Here is a 17,645-nt window from a genome sequence, read left to right as displayed (position 1 = left end):
ACATATCCGTTTTTCCAGGATTATAGGTAGTCACTTTTAGTGCATAGCCTTTTCTCAGAATGATATTATCCTTTAATAGATATTGTTGTTTTTCTGAATCAGAATAGATTTTACCAGATTCCATGTCCGTTAAATTGTTTGGTTTGTTTTTTGAAAGATCGCCTTCTCCTAATTCTATTACATTCCCATAACTTGATGCATAGGGATATTCTGTTTTAGTTTCCTTATTTTTTTCAGGCATTCTAATCTTCGTTTCAGCTTTTATCTGACCATCATCTTTAACAAATAATCTCATATCTCCTGCAAAAGCTAATCCATCCACAATATCATTAATATTAGCGTATAAATCAAATGTCATCGTTTTTGAATGTGAATCATACTTAGTCGTTTTGATTTCTATAGATTTATAGTTATTGCCATAATATACCTTGGCATTTTTAGAAACATTACTTATCTTTCCAAGAATTTCAAAGTGTCCATCTTTAGACGGGCTTAGAACACCATAAATTTTTGATTTGATTTCGTCAAGTTTTTCAGTTTCATATTCTAAGGCACTACCATCGTCATAAGCAATGATATTTCCCTTATCATCGTATTTATAATCGTATTCCTCTGTTCTCTTACCAGTTTCACTTGTAAAGTCATCAACTTCTCTAAATTTCTTTTTAATGAGTTTCTTCAAGTCTTTACTTTCAAACTCTCTAATTGTTGAAATAGTTTTATGAATAGTCAAGCTAGATTTTTCTTCGATAGACTCTTCATTGTCTTGATGATTTTCTTCCTCAGTTGTATCTTTTTTAAGACTATCCTCTTTTCTATTTTCTAAATTTTTAAATTTAGATTCAGAAATCTCGCCAAGCTTTTGGTATTTAGATGAATCTTGATCAGGATCTACTAGATAATAGGAAATCATCCCCTTTTCATCAGCATGATCAGCAAATTTAATTCTATGAATCTTTGTGAAATTGCTAGAACCATCTAATGCAATGACTTCAATGATTTTTCCTCTTAAATCTCCCGCACCATTAATTTCATAAATGGTATTTCCGTCTTTGTCAAGTTTCCTATTTCTTCCTTGACCCTCACCTGCATAAGTTACTTCAAGATTTTTCTCAACCTCTCCGTCTTCATTAACAAGAGCGGCGCCAGCATACCAAACTTCGTTTGCAATCTCATCAAATTTTTCAGGATGTTCTTTTTGATCTCTCGCAAATAGGGTTTCATTCTTGTATTGCTCTTTTACCTTGTGATAAGTATCCTTTGTAATCAGCTTAATTTTTTCAGGATTTGAAAAATCAACCGAAACAATCTTAGGGGCTGTGTTATCAATTTTTACAGGAATATAGGAAACCTGCCATGAGTAATCTTTAGTTAATCTATATTTAAATTTATAGAAATATTGACCTTCTGCAATCGGTTCAAATTGTCCTCTTATCCTAGTAGCTGGATCTTGGTTATCCTTACTCTCTGGTGCATTTTCTTCTCTACCTCTAGGGTTATAGATGAGTCCATCCCATTTCAAGTCGCCCCAAACTTTTAGTTTAGAAGATTTGATTCCCTTTGCATCATTTCTCTTAGAGTTTAAAATTCCTTTAATAAAGTGTTCTCTCGAAATGACTTTTAAGTCTCTTTGATTTTCTCCCTCTTTATTTGTATTTACTATTGAAATCAATCCTTCTTCTGCACTTCTTAATACGAGTGGAGAAGGTGTTAAGCCTCTCTCAAGTTGAGCATCTTGAGGATTTCCATTTGAATCTAAAGGATAAATTTTAGCAATATTAGAACCACTTGATGATGGTGCGTTGATCCCTTCGTTATTGAAAGCAAATAATTCTGGATTTTGATCTAGAGATGTTGTATTTTTATCTTTTCTATTTTGTATAACTCCTGCTGGATTAAATTTATCTATACCATGCTCTCCACCAATTCCCTTATTTAAGGTTCCCGGAATTTTTGGTTTACCATCATCATCATAACCTTCCATTGTTTTTGATTTTGAACCTTCTTCCCAAGCCCATTTATCAAGGATTGGTTCCTTATTCCAATCCCCAGCAAATCCCATTAGAGGCATCGATAAAGATGGTTGGAAGTTTATTTTCTTCCCGCTAGAGTTTAGAGCTTCCATTTCTTCCACTGACTCAAAATGAATAAATGATTCTACAAATTTATTTTTGTTTTTAGCCTCTCCAACGTTTATAACCGCATTTAAATCAAAGCTAGAATTTGGGCTTATAGTGAAAGTGTCATGCTCAAATGTGATATTTGCTCCTTTGATTTTTTCTGGATGGATTTCTGGAACAATTTGCTTACCATCTGGAGATTTTTCATCTTTGTATGTTTCATCCAGTTTTAGTCTATCAGTTAGAGCATCTGTAGTTATCGCTGATGCTGAAACTTTAAATGTTAAAGGTCTGTTTGATGTATTGTGAAGCTTAACGGTAAAGTATTTTTTATCTCCTTTTATTTCTTTAAGGGAAATAGAACCATAAGAGTTTACCAAGCCTTTAGAATCCGTGTTTTTGAAAGTCGCTACAACTTCATTTCTCAAAGCATTGGCCACATTAATTAGCCCTGCTCCCTGTTGTCTAGGTGATGCAAAGTATTGACTTTTTTCTTTCCAAGAAGTCGCATCCATCATAGGACGTGCAGTATTTTGTAGGGCAATTTTTGTAAGACTTGTAAGATCTATTTTGTCATCTCCCTTAAGATTTTTCAACACAGGTCTTTCAAGCATTTCCTTTAACTTTGGTCTAATCAAAACAGTAGAAGCTGCCACGATTGGAGTTGCCATACTAGTCCCTGACATATAACCATAAGTTGATTTCCCATTAATGACATTGAGAGTGGATTTAATATTTTTACCTGGTGCTGAGACATCAGGTTTTAAAAGCAAATCTGTTCTCGGTCCCCAAGATGTGGATCCTGCTGGAACTATGACATCTTCTTTATACAATTCTTTGTCTGTGTCAGGTGCAAACTTAAAGTCAATTTCTTTTTCGTCACCTACATTCGGTTTATTAGAATTATAGCTGGCCATATCAATTGGATAGTATTGCTCCAATTTATCTTTGAAATCTTCCTTACTATTTCTTTTAACCTCAGTTTTTTTATCAGGATTAATCATGTTCCATAGCTTTACACCATCATCTCCTGAAATTGAAAATACTTGACTTTTAGTCCCTTCATCCGCTTCATATCCCATGGCTGGAAGCTCTGTCCAATTATCTCTATTGTAGTAATTGGCAGTATTTACAACCATAATGGCGCGTGCGCCCTTATCCGTTGCTCGTTTAAAAGCATCTTTTAAATCCTTGGTATAAATTCGATCCATTACTGCAATTTTGCCCTTAAGATCCAATCCTATCAAATCTTGGTCTTGACCTTTGCCTATATATACAAATTTCAATTTACTAGGAGCTTTTGAACCATCTTCGTTTGTTATGATTTTATTCTTATCGAAAAAGGCACCTATATTTCTGTATTTAAAATTTTCTCCACCTATGTTAACTTTATCAAACTCAACTGTCTGATTTTTAGCAGAAGCGACCGCTATCGCATCTTCATGTGCTGCAGTTCGCGTTACATTTCCAGTGTCGGTCATTTTCAGATTATTATTTGCCACTAAATCCCATGAAGAACTTGAAGCAGAAGTCGCATAGTTACCCGTAGCTACAACCATTGGAATGCCTGCTTTTCTTAACGCTCTAATAGCTTCCCAATATTTCTCACCTACAAGACCTGTTCCTGTAAAGCCAGATGATACCGAAACAACATCGACATTGTGTTTGATCGAATCTTCAATAGCATGAAACATTGTTTCATCTCCTGCGAAGCCAGATCCTGCGTCAGAGTACATTTTATAAGAGAAAATCTGTGCATTAGGAGCAATTCCATCTATTCCGTTAAAGTTTTTAATATCTTTTTCAGTATCATTCCCCGCAAGAATCCCTGCAATATGCATTCCATGTGGATCAAAATAATCGCTTCCATCATCAGCTTTTTCTACAGTGATTTTACCACCATTATAATAATTGAACGCATGAGGGATTTTATCACTCAACCAGAAATTTTTATCAGTACCTTTTAAGTCTTCTTTTTTGAATCTCATTGAGCCTTTAGCATCATCATCAATCCTCATGGCCTTATGCCTATAATCTGTCCCGGTATCGATATTTGAAATGACCATACCTCTACCATCAAAGTTTTTCCCAAATGGTGCATTGATAGATTTTAGGTAATCAATTGCCTCTTCAACTCCAATTTCCTTTCTAGCATGATTCATCATTGGCTGTACTTTTTGTGATCGTTCAACCGATGAGATACCTTCTATTAGTTTAATTTTGTCCAGATTATCTGGAGTTGTTTCTATTGCAACACCATTAAAAACCGTATCATAAGTATATAAAACTTTTGTATCCTTAAGATTTGATAGTTGCTTGATTGCTTTTTCTCCAGATTCTTTATCTTTAAATTCAGCAATATAGACAAGTTTATTCTCTTTTTGGGGACTTTCTGGGTCTTTACTTGCAGACGAGTCCGCTCTATCTTCTTTGGATTGATTGGAATCTTCTTTTTTGATTGTTGTTTTTTCATTGTTAGTTTTATTGTCTATCACAGATTCTTTACTAACAATTTCTTTTTCCTCAATAACTGTTGTTTTCTTCTCTTCAGTATCCTTTGAAGTTTCTATAGCATTATGAACATCTTCAAGTTTTTCTTTGTTTTCTTTTTGTTTATCTACTACTTTTTCTTTATCAGAGATAGTTACAGCATCTTCAGAGCTAGATGTGTCTGCTAAAACTACCTCATTAGGGACATATGCTGCTAAAATAACTGCAGCTGTGGTTAGTGACAATACTGTACTTTTTTTCATTTTAATTCCTTACATATTTATTTAACTTCCAATAGATAGAAAACTTTAACTTTGCTAGCCTTTGTTATAAAAAGTTTTACTAAGTATTATCTAGGAAATAGAGTAGTACATTTATATATAATTGTTAGCTCTCTGAAAAATAGTATATCAATTAAAAAAAGTTAAGTCAAGAAAAAATTAATACAGGTTAATTTTTTTATTAATGTGTGTTAATTTTATAAAATCCAAAGCTTTCGTGGTTAACTGGAATACATTATAAGCACATTCACACCATCAAAAATAGTAGCAATCAAGTTGAACCACTACTAAAACCACCAAAAACTCATTTAAGTTTGGAAGTGAATCTTGCCTACGATATTCCACTAAGTCACGAAGCGAGAATGATTAGCCTCTTTGTGGACAGTATTCCTTGCCAAGTGCTACTGGAAGAAACTTCTCACATTAGTCGCCCTGCCTTTCATCCAGCTATACTCATGAAGATGATAGTGTTCACTTATGCTCGTCAAGAGTTCTCTGGACGTAAAATCGTTCAAATGTCATTCCCATGAAATGGTTGAGCCAAGATACCTGTGTTAGCTATAAAACGATTAATAACTTCCGCTCCAGTAAACATGCCAACAACCTAATCAAAATTGACTAAAAAGTACCAGACGAGCACAAATAATCCAATGAACTGGGAATATCTTGAGGACACGGACCGGTTTATAAAGCGCGATGGCCTAGTTTATTCCTTTAAGAACTACTCTAGTCGAACTGATAAGGATGGCTTTCAACGTGATTTCAAGATTTACGAGGCGGATAAAGTTCAAGATACTCCTGAGTTAGAACAGTTAGCTAAAACAGATAGTGGAAATCAGAAACAAATCCATTATAATCCAACTTGGAATTACTTTAAGGAACTCCTTAAGCAAACATTACATAGTGAAGAAGGCTCTCGAATCTATGCAAAACAGAAAATCGATGTTGAACCCGTTTTTGGTAGATTGAAGAGTGTTTTTGGCGTGCGCAGAGTGCATGTCAGAGGTAAACAAGCTGTCGCAACAGAGATAGGATTCATCTTTATAAGCATGAATCTCACCAAGTTGGCCAAGAATCTAGCCTCTAAAACATCCACTATTCAAAAACCACACAGTGTTTCTTTCAGCTTGATTATATTCAAGACTGGAATCACTGTGTGGTTTTATTTGGAAGCGAGTTTTTGCCAACCTTTTTCTTTATTCTGTTTCTTCTTGGTTTTCTTCAGCTTTGACAGGTCGAGGTTCATAGGCTCTGATAATTTGAGCGACAACTGGATGGCGAACCACATCCTTGGCTGAGAAATGTACAAAGTCAATCTGGTGAATATTCTTGAGTTTTTCTTGAGCATCAATCAAACCTGACTTGACGTTCCGAGGTAGGTCAATCTGACTAATATCCCCATTGACAATCATTTTAGAATTAAATCCAAGACGGGTCAAGAACATCTTCATCTGCATGATGGTCGTATTTTGCGCCTCATCAAGAATGACAAAGGCATCATCCAAGGTACGCCCACGCATATAGGCTAGAGGAGCAATTTCAATAATTTCACGTTCCATAAGACGGGTAGTTTGATCCTTCCCAAGAATCTGATATAAAGCATCGTATACTGGACGAAGATAAGGGTCTACCTTTTCCTTGAGATCTCCTGGAAGAAATCCCAAGCTTTCTCCAGCTTCTACTGCTGGACGAGTCAGGATAATACGCTTGACTTGACCACGTTTAAGAGCTGTAACAGCCAAGGTCACTGCTAGGAAGGTTTTACCTGTCCCTGCCGGCCCAATACCAAAGGTCACATCGTGTTGTTTGACACTATCCACATAAAGCTTTTGACCCAAGGTTTTAACACGGATAGGCTTGCCTGTATTATCCTTAATAATCTCTTCTTCATAGAGGGCGACAAACTTATCGATTTCATTATTCTTAACCATGGTAATGGCCGTCACTACATCCGGAGTTCCAACGGTCATTCCACGATTGACCAAGACCATCAAGGCTTGAATAACTTGGCGGGCTTCCTCACAAGCAGACTCCTCTCCCAAGACTTGTACAATCTCTGTACGGGCATGGATGATGACATCTAACTCATCCTCCATCAATCGAAGGTGGCGCTCATTGGACCCAAAAAGATGAAATAGGTCATCTGGATGACTCAGTTGAATATCTATTGAATGTTCCTTCAAACAAAGAACCTCTCTAATTCTCTTATTTCGTTTTATCATTTTTGTTTTCTTTTAAGAATGAAATAACTTTCAAAAATCCTATCACTCTGACAATTCGTAATGGTAAACGATACTTGCCAAAATAAGTAAAATCCTCATAAAAGATAACTGAATGACTATATTATAGCAAAGAGGCTGAGAAATTACTATCCCCAACCCCATCTAGTAGCCTTAATGTTCTAAATATTCCTGCCAGATACGATCGAAGTCTCCCATATTAAAGGAAAAGCTAGCATGTTCCTCTAAAAAACGACTCACTTGATCGAAATCATCTGTATGTTTCGGAAAGGCGGACTCCTCAAAAGCCAGATCCGCTAAAATTGCTTTGGGACTATTGCTTTTAGGGTTGCGCTCGGTCATGAGCCAAGTATAAAATGATTTTCTCATAAGCCTCCTAAATCAACTCTGTGCCGAACTGATCTTGCTTGATTTTGCCAGCCTTCATCAAACCACCGAGTGCTTTTTTAAATTGACCTTTTGAAATACCGAAAGTAGCCTTGATATCATCTGGTGATGACTTATCATTCAAGGTCATGAAGCCACCATTGCTTTCTAAGTAAGTCAAGATCATCTGCGCATCATTTTCCAACATCTCAAAAGAGCGTGGTTTTAGAGAGAGATTAAGCGTTCGGTCAACCTCACGGAAACCAATGACACGCGCATCTAGCACTTGGCCCAAACGTGGTTCTGCATAGCGCTCACTTGGATGGATAAATCCAAGCATGTTGTTCTCTGGTAAATAGACGAAGGTTCCTGATAATTTGAGACGGTATACAATTGCAGGCCAGTTTTGGTTCTGCATGTTATTGTAGGCAGGACGTGCCAATCGTTGGAAATCTTCCTGATAAGCTAAGATTCCCCAGATACGGTCTTTCTTGTCTACTTCAAGACGGATATAAAGTCGATCACCTTTCTTTGGCCAGAGCTCTTTAAGTTCAGGAAGAATATCTAGTGACACAACGATTTCCTTGTCAGGAAGTCCTGTATCGACAAAAACACCCAGGTCCTTACGAACCTCTGTTACGGTTCCCCAACCAAATTGTTCCTGAGTTGCAGTCACTTCTGTAGTAGTGAGGCGCAATTTTTGCTTCATATCTGTGTAAGCAAAACCTTTGACCGTATCACCAACTGTATGCTGACCTTCTTCTTTAGCTAGGGCATATGTTTGACCATCCTTTTGAACAAAGTAAAAACGGTCATTTTCATCGATGATGAGTCCAACGATAAAACTTGCAAGATTTGTATTCATGTTTCCTTCTTTCGAATAAAACTCAGCCAGCAATGCCAACTGAGTTTTTCTGTTTATTTCTTAGACTTCCAAGATTTCTTTTTCTTTGTTGGCAGTCATTTCGTCGATGTGTTTAACAGCATCGTCTGTTGCTTTTTGAATATCTTTTTCAAGAGTCTTCAATTCGTCTTCAGTAATTTCTTTTGCTTTTTCTTGTTTCTTAGCCTCGTCCATAGCATCACGACGGATATTACGGATAGCAACTTTAGCATTCTCACCCACTTTTTTCACTTCTTTAGCAAGGTCGCGACGAGTTTCTTCTGTAAGAGCTGGGATTACCAAGCGAATAACAGAACCATCGTTAGCTGGTGTGATACCTAGGTCTGAAGCATTCAAAGCACGTTCGATATCTTTCAAAGATGATTTGTCAAATGGTGTTACCAACAAGACACGCGCTTCTGGGATTGTGATAGAAGCAATTTGGTTAAGTGGTGTTTCAACACCATAGTACTCAACGTGGATACGGTCAAGCAAGCTAGCATTAGCACGGCCAGCACGAATACTTCCAAACTCACGAGCAAGTGAGTGGTGAGATTGGGTCATTCTCTCTTTTGCTTTTTCTACGATTGCGTTTGCCATAATCTTTTCTTATTCCTTTTCTTCGATATTATTTGAAACTGTAGTTCCGATATTTTCACCAAATACAACACGTTTAATATTTCCTGGTTGATTCATGTTGAAAACAACCAAGTCAATATCATTGTCCATTGAAAGTGTTGAAGCTGTTGAGTCCATGATACGGAGACCTTTATTGATCACGTCACGGTGAGTCAATTCTTCAAATTTAACAGCAGTTTTATCTTTCTTAGGATCAGCATTGTAGACGCCGTCGACACCATTCTTTGCCATCAAGATAGCATCCGCTTCAATCTCAGCTGCACGAAGAGCAGCTGTTGTATCTGTTGAGAAGTATGGTGAACCAATTCCCGCACCAAAGATAACAATGCGTCCTTTTTCAAGATGACGAAGGGCACGACCACGAACGTAAGGTTCTGCTACTTGTTGCATGGCAATGGCTGTTTGAACACGTGTATCAACACCAACTTGTTGCAATGAATCTGCCATCACAAGAGCATTCATAACGGTTCCAAGCATTCCTGTATAGTCTGCTTGTACACGATCCATTCCAGCTTCTGCTGCAGGTTCTCCACGCCAGAGATTTCCTCCACCAATAACAAGGGCAATCTCAATACCTAAGTTATGTACTTCTTGAATTTCTTGAGCCATTGCTTGAACTGTTTTGATATCAATTCCGACACCACGCTCGCCAGCAAGGGCCTCACCTGATAACTTAATCAAAATACGTTTATATTTGGGTTCCACCTGACTTCGCTCCTTTATTTTATTCAAACTATTTTATCACATTTTTTGAGAATTTTATAGTCTCATGAGTTATTCTTTTGAAAATTTTAAACGGATAAAAAGTTTTCCAAATCAGCCAAGGCACGCTCTGCAATTTTTTCATAACGAGCCTTCTTATCACGAATGCGGTCGCCTTCCAATTCCTTGATAATTCCGAAATTGACGTTCATTGGTTGGAAGTGTTTACTATCAGCATGGGTGATGTAATGAGCTAGACTTCCAATTGCTGTTGTCTCTGGGAAAATAGCCTCGCTTTCGCCCTTGAAAAGACGAGCTGCGTTAATACCAGCTACTAGACCTGATGCAGCAGATTCAACATAGCCTTCCACACCCGTCATCTGACCAGCAAAGAATAGATTTGACTGTTTCTTAGAACGATAGGTCTGCTCAAGAAGATTTGGTGAATCCATATAAGAATTACGGTGCATAACACCATAGCGAACAAATTCAGCATTTTCAAGACCTGGAATCATTTGGAAGACACGCTTCTGCTCTCCCCATTTAAGGTGAGTTTGGAAACCAACGATGTTATAAAGACTACCTGCAGCATTGTCCTGACGAAGCTGAACGACCGCATAAGGAGTTTTAAAGTCTCCATCACGAGGACCTGTGTAATCGTCTGGATACTCCAAACCAACTGGCTTCATGGGTCCATAGAGCATGGTTTTGATGCCTCGTTTAGCCATGACTTCGATTGGCATACAGCCTTCAAAGTATTTTTCTTTTTCAAAAGAGTTAAGAGGTGCTTCTTCTGCATTAACCAAAGCTTCATGGAAATCCATAAACTCTTGCTTGGTCATCGGAGCATTGAGATAGGCAGCTTCTCCCTTATCATAACGAGATTTGAGATAAACCTTGTTCATATCGATTGTATTGACATCCACAATAGGCGCTGCAGCATCGTAAAAATAAAAACCGTCACCGCCATTAAGAGCATGAATTTTCTCAGCAAGTGCATCACTAGTCAAAGGTCCAGTCGCTACAACTGTAATAGCATCTGTTGGCAATTCTGTAATTTCGTCACGAACGACCTCAATCAAGGGATGGTTGGCAATCTTCTCAGTAACCATTTGAGAAAAACCGTCACGGTCAACCGCGAGAGCACCACCAGCAGGAACACGCGTTGCTTCTGCTGATTCCAAGATAAGAGAACCTAGACGACGCATTTCTTCCTTGAGGAGACCTACAGCATTTGTAAGAGCATCTCCACGCAAGGAATTAGAACACACTAATTCTGCAAAATTGTCAGTTTTGTGTTGCGGTGTTGACTTGACACCACGCATTTCATAAAGTTTAACTGGAATACCACGCTCTGCGATTTGGTAGGCTGCTTCAGAACCTGCCAAACCAGCACCGATAACATTGATATAAGATTGAGACACGACACTAATACCTCTTTGGGAGTGTGAAGTAAAGATTCACATAAAAAAAGCCAACCGAACTTTTCTCGCTTTCGAGTTTTCAGGCTCAGGCTGAAAAAGTCCACAGGACTTACTTCGCTTTCGAGTTTTCAGGCTCAGGCTGAAAAAGTCCCCCGGACTTTTTCACTCCCACAAATCTTTCTATTTTTTTCTTCTTCTAGTATAACAAAAAAAGGGAAGAAGGAAAACTTCCCTGTCTAGTTGTTTTCTTGATTGTCTTCCCATTCGTGGTAGGCGGCGTAGAGTTGGCTTTTATTCCACTGATAAATCTTAGCGACTTCCTTAATGGCTTGATTTTTCTTGATTCCTTGTTGGATACGTTCTTGGATTTCTAAGAACAAGTCCTCTTCATCCTTATCCTCTACTTCTTGACTAGCACCCTCTACAATGAGAAGACACTCGCCCTTAAGCGGTGTTTCAGAAATACTTTCTAGTAACTCTGTAATCTTACCTCTTTGGTATTCTTCAAATATCTTGGTCAATTCTCGAACCAAGACTACTGAACGATCACCGTAGACTTCTAGCATATTTTCTAGCGTATCCGCCACACGGTGAGGTGATTCATAGAAAATTTGGGTCTCAGGATAAGCTTTTTTCGCTTCGAAAAACTGCTTTTGCTGGCCTGATTTTCGTGGTAAGAAACCATAAAAAATGTGAGGTTGGGGTGCTAAGCCACTGGCAATCAAGGCAGAAATTCCTGCACTAGCTCCTGGAACCGTGACAACTGCGATATCTTCTTCAATCGCAGCCTTAACCAAATCATGACCTGGGTCAGAAATACTAGGCATCCCTGCATCAGATACTTGGGCAAGATTTTGACCTTGCTTCAACAAACCAATCAAATCAGGAATTTTTTCCTTGGCATTATGTTCGTGAAAACTGATTTGCTTGGTTGAAATTTCAAAATGCTTGAGCAAAAGTCCAGTATTACGAGTATCTTCTGCCGCGATCCAGTCGACCTCTTTCAAGGTCTGAATAGCGCGAAAAGTCATATCATCTAGATTACCGATTGGCGTTGCGACTAGATAAAGCTTGCCATAGGGAGTTTGTCCCTTAAAACTCTTTTGAATCTGCATACTTACTCCCTAAATAACAACTCATCACAAAACATGCATTCTGCATCTTGCTCTCGACGTTGGCCATAAAAGTCACGGCAAACATGAAAACCGTCCTCATAAATGCGACGGACATTTTCCCTTACATGTTTCGTTTTGGCTGGAGCTGTCTCCTCAACCTCTCCCAAACGTTCTCTCAGTTTATCATTTTCTAAACGAAGAGCTGTATTTTCCTCTACCAAACTCTTGAGATTTTTCTTGATAGCTTCGACGTCTGCCAAGGTTACCAACAATTGCTGTGAAAAGTCATCTAAAGCATCAAATAATTCTTTTTTATTCATTACAGCCCTTTCTATAATCTATCGTCACTTTAATTTTTTTGTAAAACCAGGTATTCCAAAGCGTTTTGAAAGCTAACATTGGCCCGCCACATTTTTCGAGTTTGGACGAGATTTTGCAAGATGTTCCTCGCAGAAACATTGAGAACATCCTGGCCAGCTAATACCTCTAAAATTCTGAACACGTAATCTTGCTTTTCTTTATCATCAGCCAAACTCGTTAATTTTGCAACTTGCAAGTAAGATTCTTTTTTATGGGCTAAAAGCCAAGAAAAAAGGCGTTCACTTTCATCTACTAGTGTCCAAAATCCTGCTTGATGCACTAGCTTATCAGCCTCCGCCTGAGATTGACTAAACTGAGCCAATAGCTTAGCTTTATTTTTTACTAAACCAGCCTCTTCAAGCTGTGACATTAAAGTAGAGACTTGTTTCTTAAATTGGAAAATCTGTGTCCGACTTCGAATCGTTGGTAACATCTGTTCCTCATCATCAGTCAAAAAGAAAATGTAGATTTCGCTTTGTGGTTCTTCAATAACCTTTAAAAGAGAATTTGCAGCATTCACATGCATTTTTTCCGCTTGCTCGATAATAAAGACCTGACGTTGATTTTCAATACCAGACTGCGAAAATTGACCGACTAATTCCCGGATACGCTCCGTCTTAATGACTTGATTCAGAGGTTTAATCATGGTCACATCAGGAAATTCTTCCTGCTCAATCAATTTACAATTCCGACATTTTTCACAAGGAAAAATACCAGTTTTCTCACTACAAAAGAGACTTTTAGACAAGAAAAGGGCCATCTCTAAACTTCCAAAATTACCTGAAAAGAGATAGGCGTGATTGAGCTGCCCTTGCTCCAAGATATGGACAAAACGTTCAAATTGTAGAGGTTGACAAGCTCTTAATTGCTCTTGTTTCATCTCCTTAATCCCATCCTGTCAAAAAGTAGCTGTTGCGTATTTTCAATTACTTGATCAAGTGGTAGACTAGCATCGATTTTTACAATGCGGTTTGCTTCCTTTTCCAAAAGAGATAGGTAACCCTGACGGACTTTTCGGTGTAGGTCCAGACCTTCCAAGTCCAAACGATTGATCTCTCGATCACTATTGGCAGCAATACGTGCCAGTCCCTCTTCGACCTCAATATCAAAATAAAGAGTCAAATCAGGTTTCAGTCCATCAGTCGCAAACTCATTAAGCCAATCAATAGCATCGATATCTAAACCACGCCCAAAGCCCTGATAAGCAACAGAACTATCGATAAAGCGATCCATGATAACCAGTTTTCCAGCTGCAAGTGCTGGTAAGACCTTTTCCACCAAGTGTTGTCGACGACTAGCAATATAGAGGAGAAGCTCAGTCTTAGGATCCATTTCAGTATGACTAGGATCTAGGATAACTTCGCGAATTTTTTCTCCAATTAAGACCCCACCTGGTTCACGGGTTGTTAAAACTTCCACTCCCCTATCTTCTAATATAGGGATTAGAGCTTCAAGAACGCTTGTTTTTCCTGCTCCCTCTGGTCCCTCAAGAGAGACTAAAAATCCTTTTGACATGTCTGACTCATTTCTATTTTTCTCTCTTCTATTCTATCAAAAAAATGGGAATTTGTGAAAAGCTTTTTTCAATTCCTTCTCTGTAAGAAAAAAAGAGTGTGAGTTTTAACGCTCACCTCTTATTTTACCAATTCTTGAGTTTTTTTGTAGGCTTGATTGACAGCATCCATAACGGTTCCTCGAAAAGCATGCTCTTCTAGACTTGCTACACCAGCAATGGTTGAACCACCTGGACTGCAAACTTGGTCTTTCAAGACTCCAGGATGTTGCTGACTTTCTAGGACCATTTGACCTGCACCAACTACTGTTTGAGCCGCCATTTTCAATGCCGTTTCTCTTGGCAATCCTGTTTGAACTCCTGCATCCGCCAAGGCTTCGATAAATAGATAGACAAAGGCTGGTCCACAGCCTGCAAGCCCTGTTGCTGCATCTATTAAACCATCGCTTAATTCAACTAACTGGCCAGCCTTGGCTAACAGTTGACAAAATAGTTCATTGTCTTCTGGATGACAATTTGCAGACAAGGCATAACTAATCACTCCTTGCCCAATAGCAACAGGGGTATTAGGCATAATACGAATAATCCTATGGTGACTTGGAAGAAGACTAGCGAGTTTTTCCAAGGTCAAACCAGCAGCCATAGAAATCAAAAGAAGACTTTCTCGTTTCTCAAGGATTGACTGATATTGAGTAAGCAGTTCAGAAAATTGAGCTGGCTTTACTCCTAGAAAAATCACATCTGCTTCTGCAAAGATTTCGTCATTACTAGAAGCCAGACCACCATAATTGGAAATAAAAGCATCTACTTTTGCTTGACTACGATTAGCAAGGAGAATCTGATGACTCGTTTTTGCCTGCAAGACAGCCTTAGCCAAACTAGCTCCCATATTTCCCAAGCCGATAAATCCAATCTTCATCTCTTACTCCCTTATCTGTCCATCACCAGTAACCACATATTTGTAGCTGGTCAATTCCTTCAAGCCCATTGGACCACGCGCATGTAATTTCTGAGTAGAAATCCCCATTTCACATCCTAGTCCGAATTGACCACCATCTGTGAAACGAGTCGAAGCATTAACATAAACCGCTGCCGAGTCCACTTGATCTGTAAAGTAAGCTATAGCATCAGCATTTTCAGTCACAATCGCATCCGAATGATGGGTGCTATGGACTTCTATATGCTCTACAGCTTCCTCAAGACTAGAAACTACTTTTACAGCTAGGACATAGTCTAAAAACTCAGTGTCAAAATCTTGTGGCTCCGCTGCTATCCCAGAAATAAATTGACTAGCTTTCTCATCTAGACGCAATTGAATCGGTTCCAGTCCAGCTTCTTTTCGATCGGCAACCAGAACTTGCTCCAAGCGAGGAAGGAAGCTTGCCGCCTTGTCTTGATGAACAAGCAGCACTTCCATAGCATTGCAGACAGAAGGACGACTAGTTTTAGCGTTATTGATAATAGACAGTGCCTTGTCTTCATCCGCATCCTTATCCACATATACATGGACAATTCCAGTTCCTGTCTCGATAACTGGCACAATAGCATTCTCAACCACAGCATTGATTAACCCGGTACCTCCGCGAGGAATAAGAAGATCTAGATAACCCTTAGCCTTCATCATGGCATAACTACTTTCACGGCTAGTATCTTCTACTAATTGAATGACGTCTGGATGAATGGTAGTAGTCTCCAAGCCCTTCTTCAAGGCTGTGACAATGGCATGAGCTGTTTGATAGGCATCCTTACCACTACGAAGAACAACCGCATTTCCACTCTTGAGAGCAAGGGCAGCTGCATCAGAAGTCACATTTGGACGACTTTCATAGATAATGCCAATAACCCCCATAGCCACACGATTCTTAGTAATGATCAAACCATTTTCAAGCTGACTTCTTTCTAGGACTTCACCAATTGGATCTGGTAAAGCAACCACATCACGAATACCTGTTGCCATCGCTTGGATACGACTTGCATCCAAATAAAGACGATCGAGCATAACATCTGATATTTTACCCTTTGCTGCTTCCATATCACGGACATTAGCTGATAAAATCTCTTCAGTAGCTGCCAATAAGTGATCGACCATAGCTAGCAAGGCTTGGTTTTTTACTGTTTCACTAGCAGTATTGATGGTTTTTTTAACTGCCTGTACCAGTTCAAATTGTTCTTGTGTACTTACCATAGTTTACCTCTAAAATTCTGTAAAGAGTAGTTGGATTTCAGGAGTGATAGAAATCCAGTCATCACGATGAATCAGGACTCCCTTGGCTTTTTGAGAACGAAGGACATCTTTGAGCCCCGATGCACCTAGTTGCACTCTACCTTTTCCGAGTGATTTTCCAGTTTCCTTATCAAATACCGTTACAATATCACCATAAGAAAAATTGCTCTCAACATCTACAACCCCTGATAAAAGGAGACTCTTTCCATGTTGAGAGAGGGCTTCTGCCGCCCCTTTATCAACCCAAATTGCTCCCTGACTTTTGGCATAAAAGGCTAGCCATTGTTTCTGGGTACGAAGTCCCTTTTCTTGTGCAACAAAGAAAGAACCATCCTTGGTCTTCTCTGCCGCCTCTATCATAGCATCAGCTTTCAAGGATGAACAGATATAAACCGGCACTCCTGACTCTGTCGCAATGGTCGCTGCCTTTATCTTAGTTAGCATGCCACCAGTTCCATTAGATGATCCTGCTCCACCAGCCATATCTATAATTTCTCGATTGATGGTCTCAATTCTCTCCAGACGTTTAGCTCTTGGATCCGAGTTAGGATTACCAGTATAAAGACCATCTACATCTGTTAAGAGAACCAAAAGATCTGCCTGCACCATTGCAGCTACCTGAGCACTGAGCGTATCATTATCTCCGACCTTTAGTTCATCTATAACGACACTGTCATTTTCATTGATAATAGGAATCGCGCCACGATTGAGAAGGACAGATAAAGCTTGATGGGCATTTTTATAACGTCGCTTATCGACAAAATCATCCTGGGTCAGCAAGATTTGCGCTGAAACAATCTGTCTTAAGAGCAAATTGGTTGTATATTCTTCCAGAAGCAATCCTTGACCAACCGCCGCTGAAGCTTGCTTATCCGCAATCTTTGTTGGTCGTTTTTTAAATCCTAAGGCTCCGAAACCTGCTGCAACAGCCCCAGAAGACACCAAAATAAGCTCATGACCTGCTTCATGCAGCATTGCAAGCTGTTGTGTGATAGCTTTTACTTTACTGCGAGATAAACTTCCATCTTTATGTGTCAGGGATGAAGTTCCCACTTTAAATACGATACGCTTATACTTCATATTTTTCTCCAAATTTAATATTTAACCATTTTACCATGATTTTATGAAATTGTAAAAAAGTAACTCTCTCACTTTTGATCGCAAAAAAAGAACCTTGCATAGCAAGATTCTTTTAGTGTCTGACTTAAATAATTGTTCTTCTGGGAACTAAATCGAATTAAGCTTCGATTTCTGTAACCATACCTGAACCAACAGTACGTCCACCCTC

The 17,645-nt window shown here is 38.8% G+C and carries 14 protein-coding genes and 1 pseudogene; 1 reads left to right on the top strand and 14 read right to left on the bottom strand.

The annotated features are described in order from the left end of the window. On the bottom strand, nucleotides 1-4,873 hold a 4,873-nt coding region (locus RQ973_RS08185; protein ID WP_311523588.1), incomplete at its 3' end, for a S8 family serine peptidase. A 272-nt stretch (nucleotides 4,874-5,145) separates the two neighbouring features. Between RQ973_RS08185 and RQ973_RS08180 the strand changes: the two are divergent. After that, a pseudogene (locus RQ973_RS08180) lies at nucleotides 5,146-6,189 on the top strand (transposase). On the opposite strand, the gene RQ973_RS08175 reads toward RQ973_RS08180, so the two are convergent. From RQ973_RS08175 to proB, 13 genes are all read right to left on the bottom strand, one after another. Then, nucleotides 6,088-7,074 carry a PhoH family protein gene (locus RQ973_RS08175; protein ID WP_049529477.1) on the bottom strand — a complete coding sequence of 329 codons (987 nt, stop codon included), beginning with the start codon at nucleotides 7,072-7,074 and terminating at the stop codon, nucleotides 6,088-6,090. The pseudogene RQ973_RS08180 and the gene RQ973_RS08175 sit on opposite strands and share 102 nt — an antisense overlap. Nucleotides 7,075-7,284: 210 nt before the next feature. After that, nucleotides 7,285-7,500: a YozE family protein gene (locus RQ973_RS08170; protein WP_001232087.1), complete on the bottom strand. Its 216-nt coding sequence runs from the start codon at nucleotides 7,498-7,500 to the stop codon at nucleotides 7,285-7,287. A gap of 7 nt (nucleotides 7,501-7,507) precedes the next feature. After that, nucleotides 7,508-8,362, bottom strand: a complete 855-nt coding sequence (cvfB, locus tag RQ973_RS08165) for an RNA-binding virulence regulatory protein CvfB (protein WP_153224996.1) — start codon at nucleotides 8,360-8,362, stop codon at nucleotides 7,508-7,510. Between the two features lie 60 nt (nucleotides 8,363-8,422). Continuing rightward, complete coding sequence (gene frr / locus RQ973_RS08160; protein ID WP_001262232.1) at nucleotides 8,423-8,980, bottom strand: ribosome recycling factor; 558 nt, start codon at nucleotides 8,978-8,980, stop codon at nucleotides 8,423-8,425. Nucleotides 8,981-8,989: 9 nt separating this feature from the next. After that, the gene (gene pyrH / locus RQ973_RS08155; protein ID WP_000433488.1) at nucleotides 8,990-9,724 is read right to left on the bottom strand and encodes a UMP kinase; all 735 of its coding nucleotides are present in this window, start codon (nucleotides 9,722-9,724) and stop codon (nucleotides 8,990-8,992) included. An 86-nt stretch (nucleotides 9,725-9,810) separates the two neighbouring features. After that, nucleotides 9,811-11,145 carry a methylenetetrahydrofolate--tRNA-(uracil(54)-C(5))-methyltransferase (FADH(2)-oxidizing) TrmFO gene (trmFO, locus tag RQ973_RS08150; RefSeq protein ID WP_311523586.1) on the bottom strand — a complete coding sequence of 445 codons (1,335 nt, stop codon included), beginning with the start codon at nucleotides 11,143-11,145 and terminating at the stop codon, nucleotides 9,811-9,813. A 236-nt stretch (nucleotides 11,146-11,381) separates the two neighbouring features. Further along, a complete protein-coding gene (gene rsmI / locus RQ973_RS08145; RefSeq protein WP_311523585.1) occupies nucleotides 11,382-12,260 on the bottom strand; it encodes a 16S rRNA (cytidine(1402)-2'-O)-methyltransferase in 879 nt (292 codons plus the stop codon). A gap of 2 nt (nucleotides 12,261-12,262) precedes the next feature. After that, nucleotides 12,263-12,580 carry a DNA replication initiation control protein YabA gene (yabA, locus tag RQ973_RS08140; protein WP_001034369.1) on the bottom strand — a complete coding sequence of 106 codons (318 nt, stop codon included), beginning with the start codon at nucleotides 12,578-12,580 and terminating at the stop codon, nucleotides 12,263-12,265. A gap of 29 nt (nucleotides 12,581-12,609) precedes the next feature. After that, on the bottom strand, nucleotides 12,610-13,500 hold the full coding sequence (locus RQ973_RS08135; RefSeq protein WP_311523584.1) for a DNA polymerase III subunit delta': 891 nt from the start codon (nucleotides 13,498-13,500) through the stop codon (nucleotides 12,610-12,612). Next, nucleotides 13,497-14,135 (bottom strand): dTMP kinase, encoded by a 639-nt coding sequence (tmk, locus tag RQ973_RS08130; RefSeq protein WP_311523583.1) that lies wholly within the window; start codon nucleotides 14,133-14,135, stop codon nucleotides 13,497-13,499. Before tmk ends, RQ973_RS08135 begins: the two co-directional genes overlap by 4 nt. Nucleotides 14,136-14,254: 119 nt before the next feature. Next, nucleotides 14,255-15,052, bottom strand: a complete 798-nt coding sequence (gene proC, locus RQ973_RS08125; RefSeq protein ID WP_311523581.1) for a pyrroline-5-carboxylate reductase — start codon at nucleotides 15,050-15,052, stop codon at nucleotides 14,255-14,257. A 3-nt stretch (nucleotides 15,053-15,055) separates the two neighbouring features. Next, entirely contained in the window at nucleotides 15,056-16,318 is a 1,263-nt protein-coding gene (locus RQ973_RS08120; RefSeq protein ID WP_311523580.1) for a glutamate-5-semialdehyde dehydrogenase, read from the bottom strand. A 9-nt stretch (nucleotides 16,319-16,327) separates the two neighbouring features. Continuing rightward, complete coding sequence (gene proB / locus RQ973_RS08115; protein ID WP_311523579.1) at nucleotides 16,328-17,437, bottom strand: glutamate 5-kinase; 1,110 nt, start codon at nucleotides 17,435-17,437, stop codon at nucleotides 16,328-16,330. Nucleotides 17,438-17,645: the final 208 nt, after the last annotated feature.

This window comes from uncultured Streptococcus sp. (assembly GCF_963511325.1).
Classification (GTDB): Bacteria; Bacillota; Bacilli; order Lactobacillales; family Streptococcaceae; genus Streptococcus.
Note: the sequence above shows the minus strand (reverse complement) of the source record. Positions and strands in the feature narration are given on the sequence as shown.

Coding starts and splice junctions, on each gene's coding strand:
- RQ973_RS08120 (WP_311523580.1), bottom strand. CDS start 16,318: ATGGTAAGTACACAAGAACAATTTGAACTGGTACAGGCAGTTAAAAAA.
- proC (WP_311523581.1), bottom strand. CDS start 15,052: ATGAAGATTGGATTTATCGGCTTGGGAAATATGGGAGCTAGTTTGGCT.
- RQ973_RS08135 (WP_311523584.1), bottom strand. CDS start 13,500: ATGAAACAAGAGCAATTAAGAGCTTGTCAACCTCTACAATTTGAACGT.
- proB (WP_311523579.1), bottom strand. CDS start 17,437: ATGAAGTATAAGCGTATCGTATTTAAAGTGGGAACTTCATCCCTGACA.
- tmk (WP_311523583.1), bottom strand. CDS start 14,135: ATGTCAAAAGGATTTTTAGTCTCTCTTGAGGGACCAGAGGGAGCAGGA.
- rsmI (WP_311523585.1), bottom strand. CDS start 12,260: ATGCAGATTCAAAAGAGTTTTAAGGGACAAACTCCCTATGGCAAGCTT.
- yabA (WP_001034369.1), bottom strand. CDS start 12,580: ATGAATAAAAAAGAATTATTTGATGCTTTAGATGACTTTTCACAGCAA.
- cvfB (WP_153224996.1), bottom strand. CDS start 8,362: ATGAATACAAATCTTGCAAGTTTTATCGTTGGACTCATCATCGATGAA.
- frr (WP_001262232.1), bottom strand. CDS start 8,980: ATGGCAAACGCAATCGTAGAAAAAGCAAAAGAGAGAATGACCCAATCT.
- RQ973_RS08170 (WP_001232087.1), bottom strand. CDS start 7,500: ATGAGAAAATCATTTTATACTTGGCTCATGACCGAGCGCAACCCTAAA.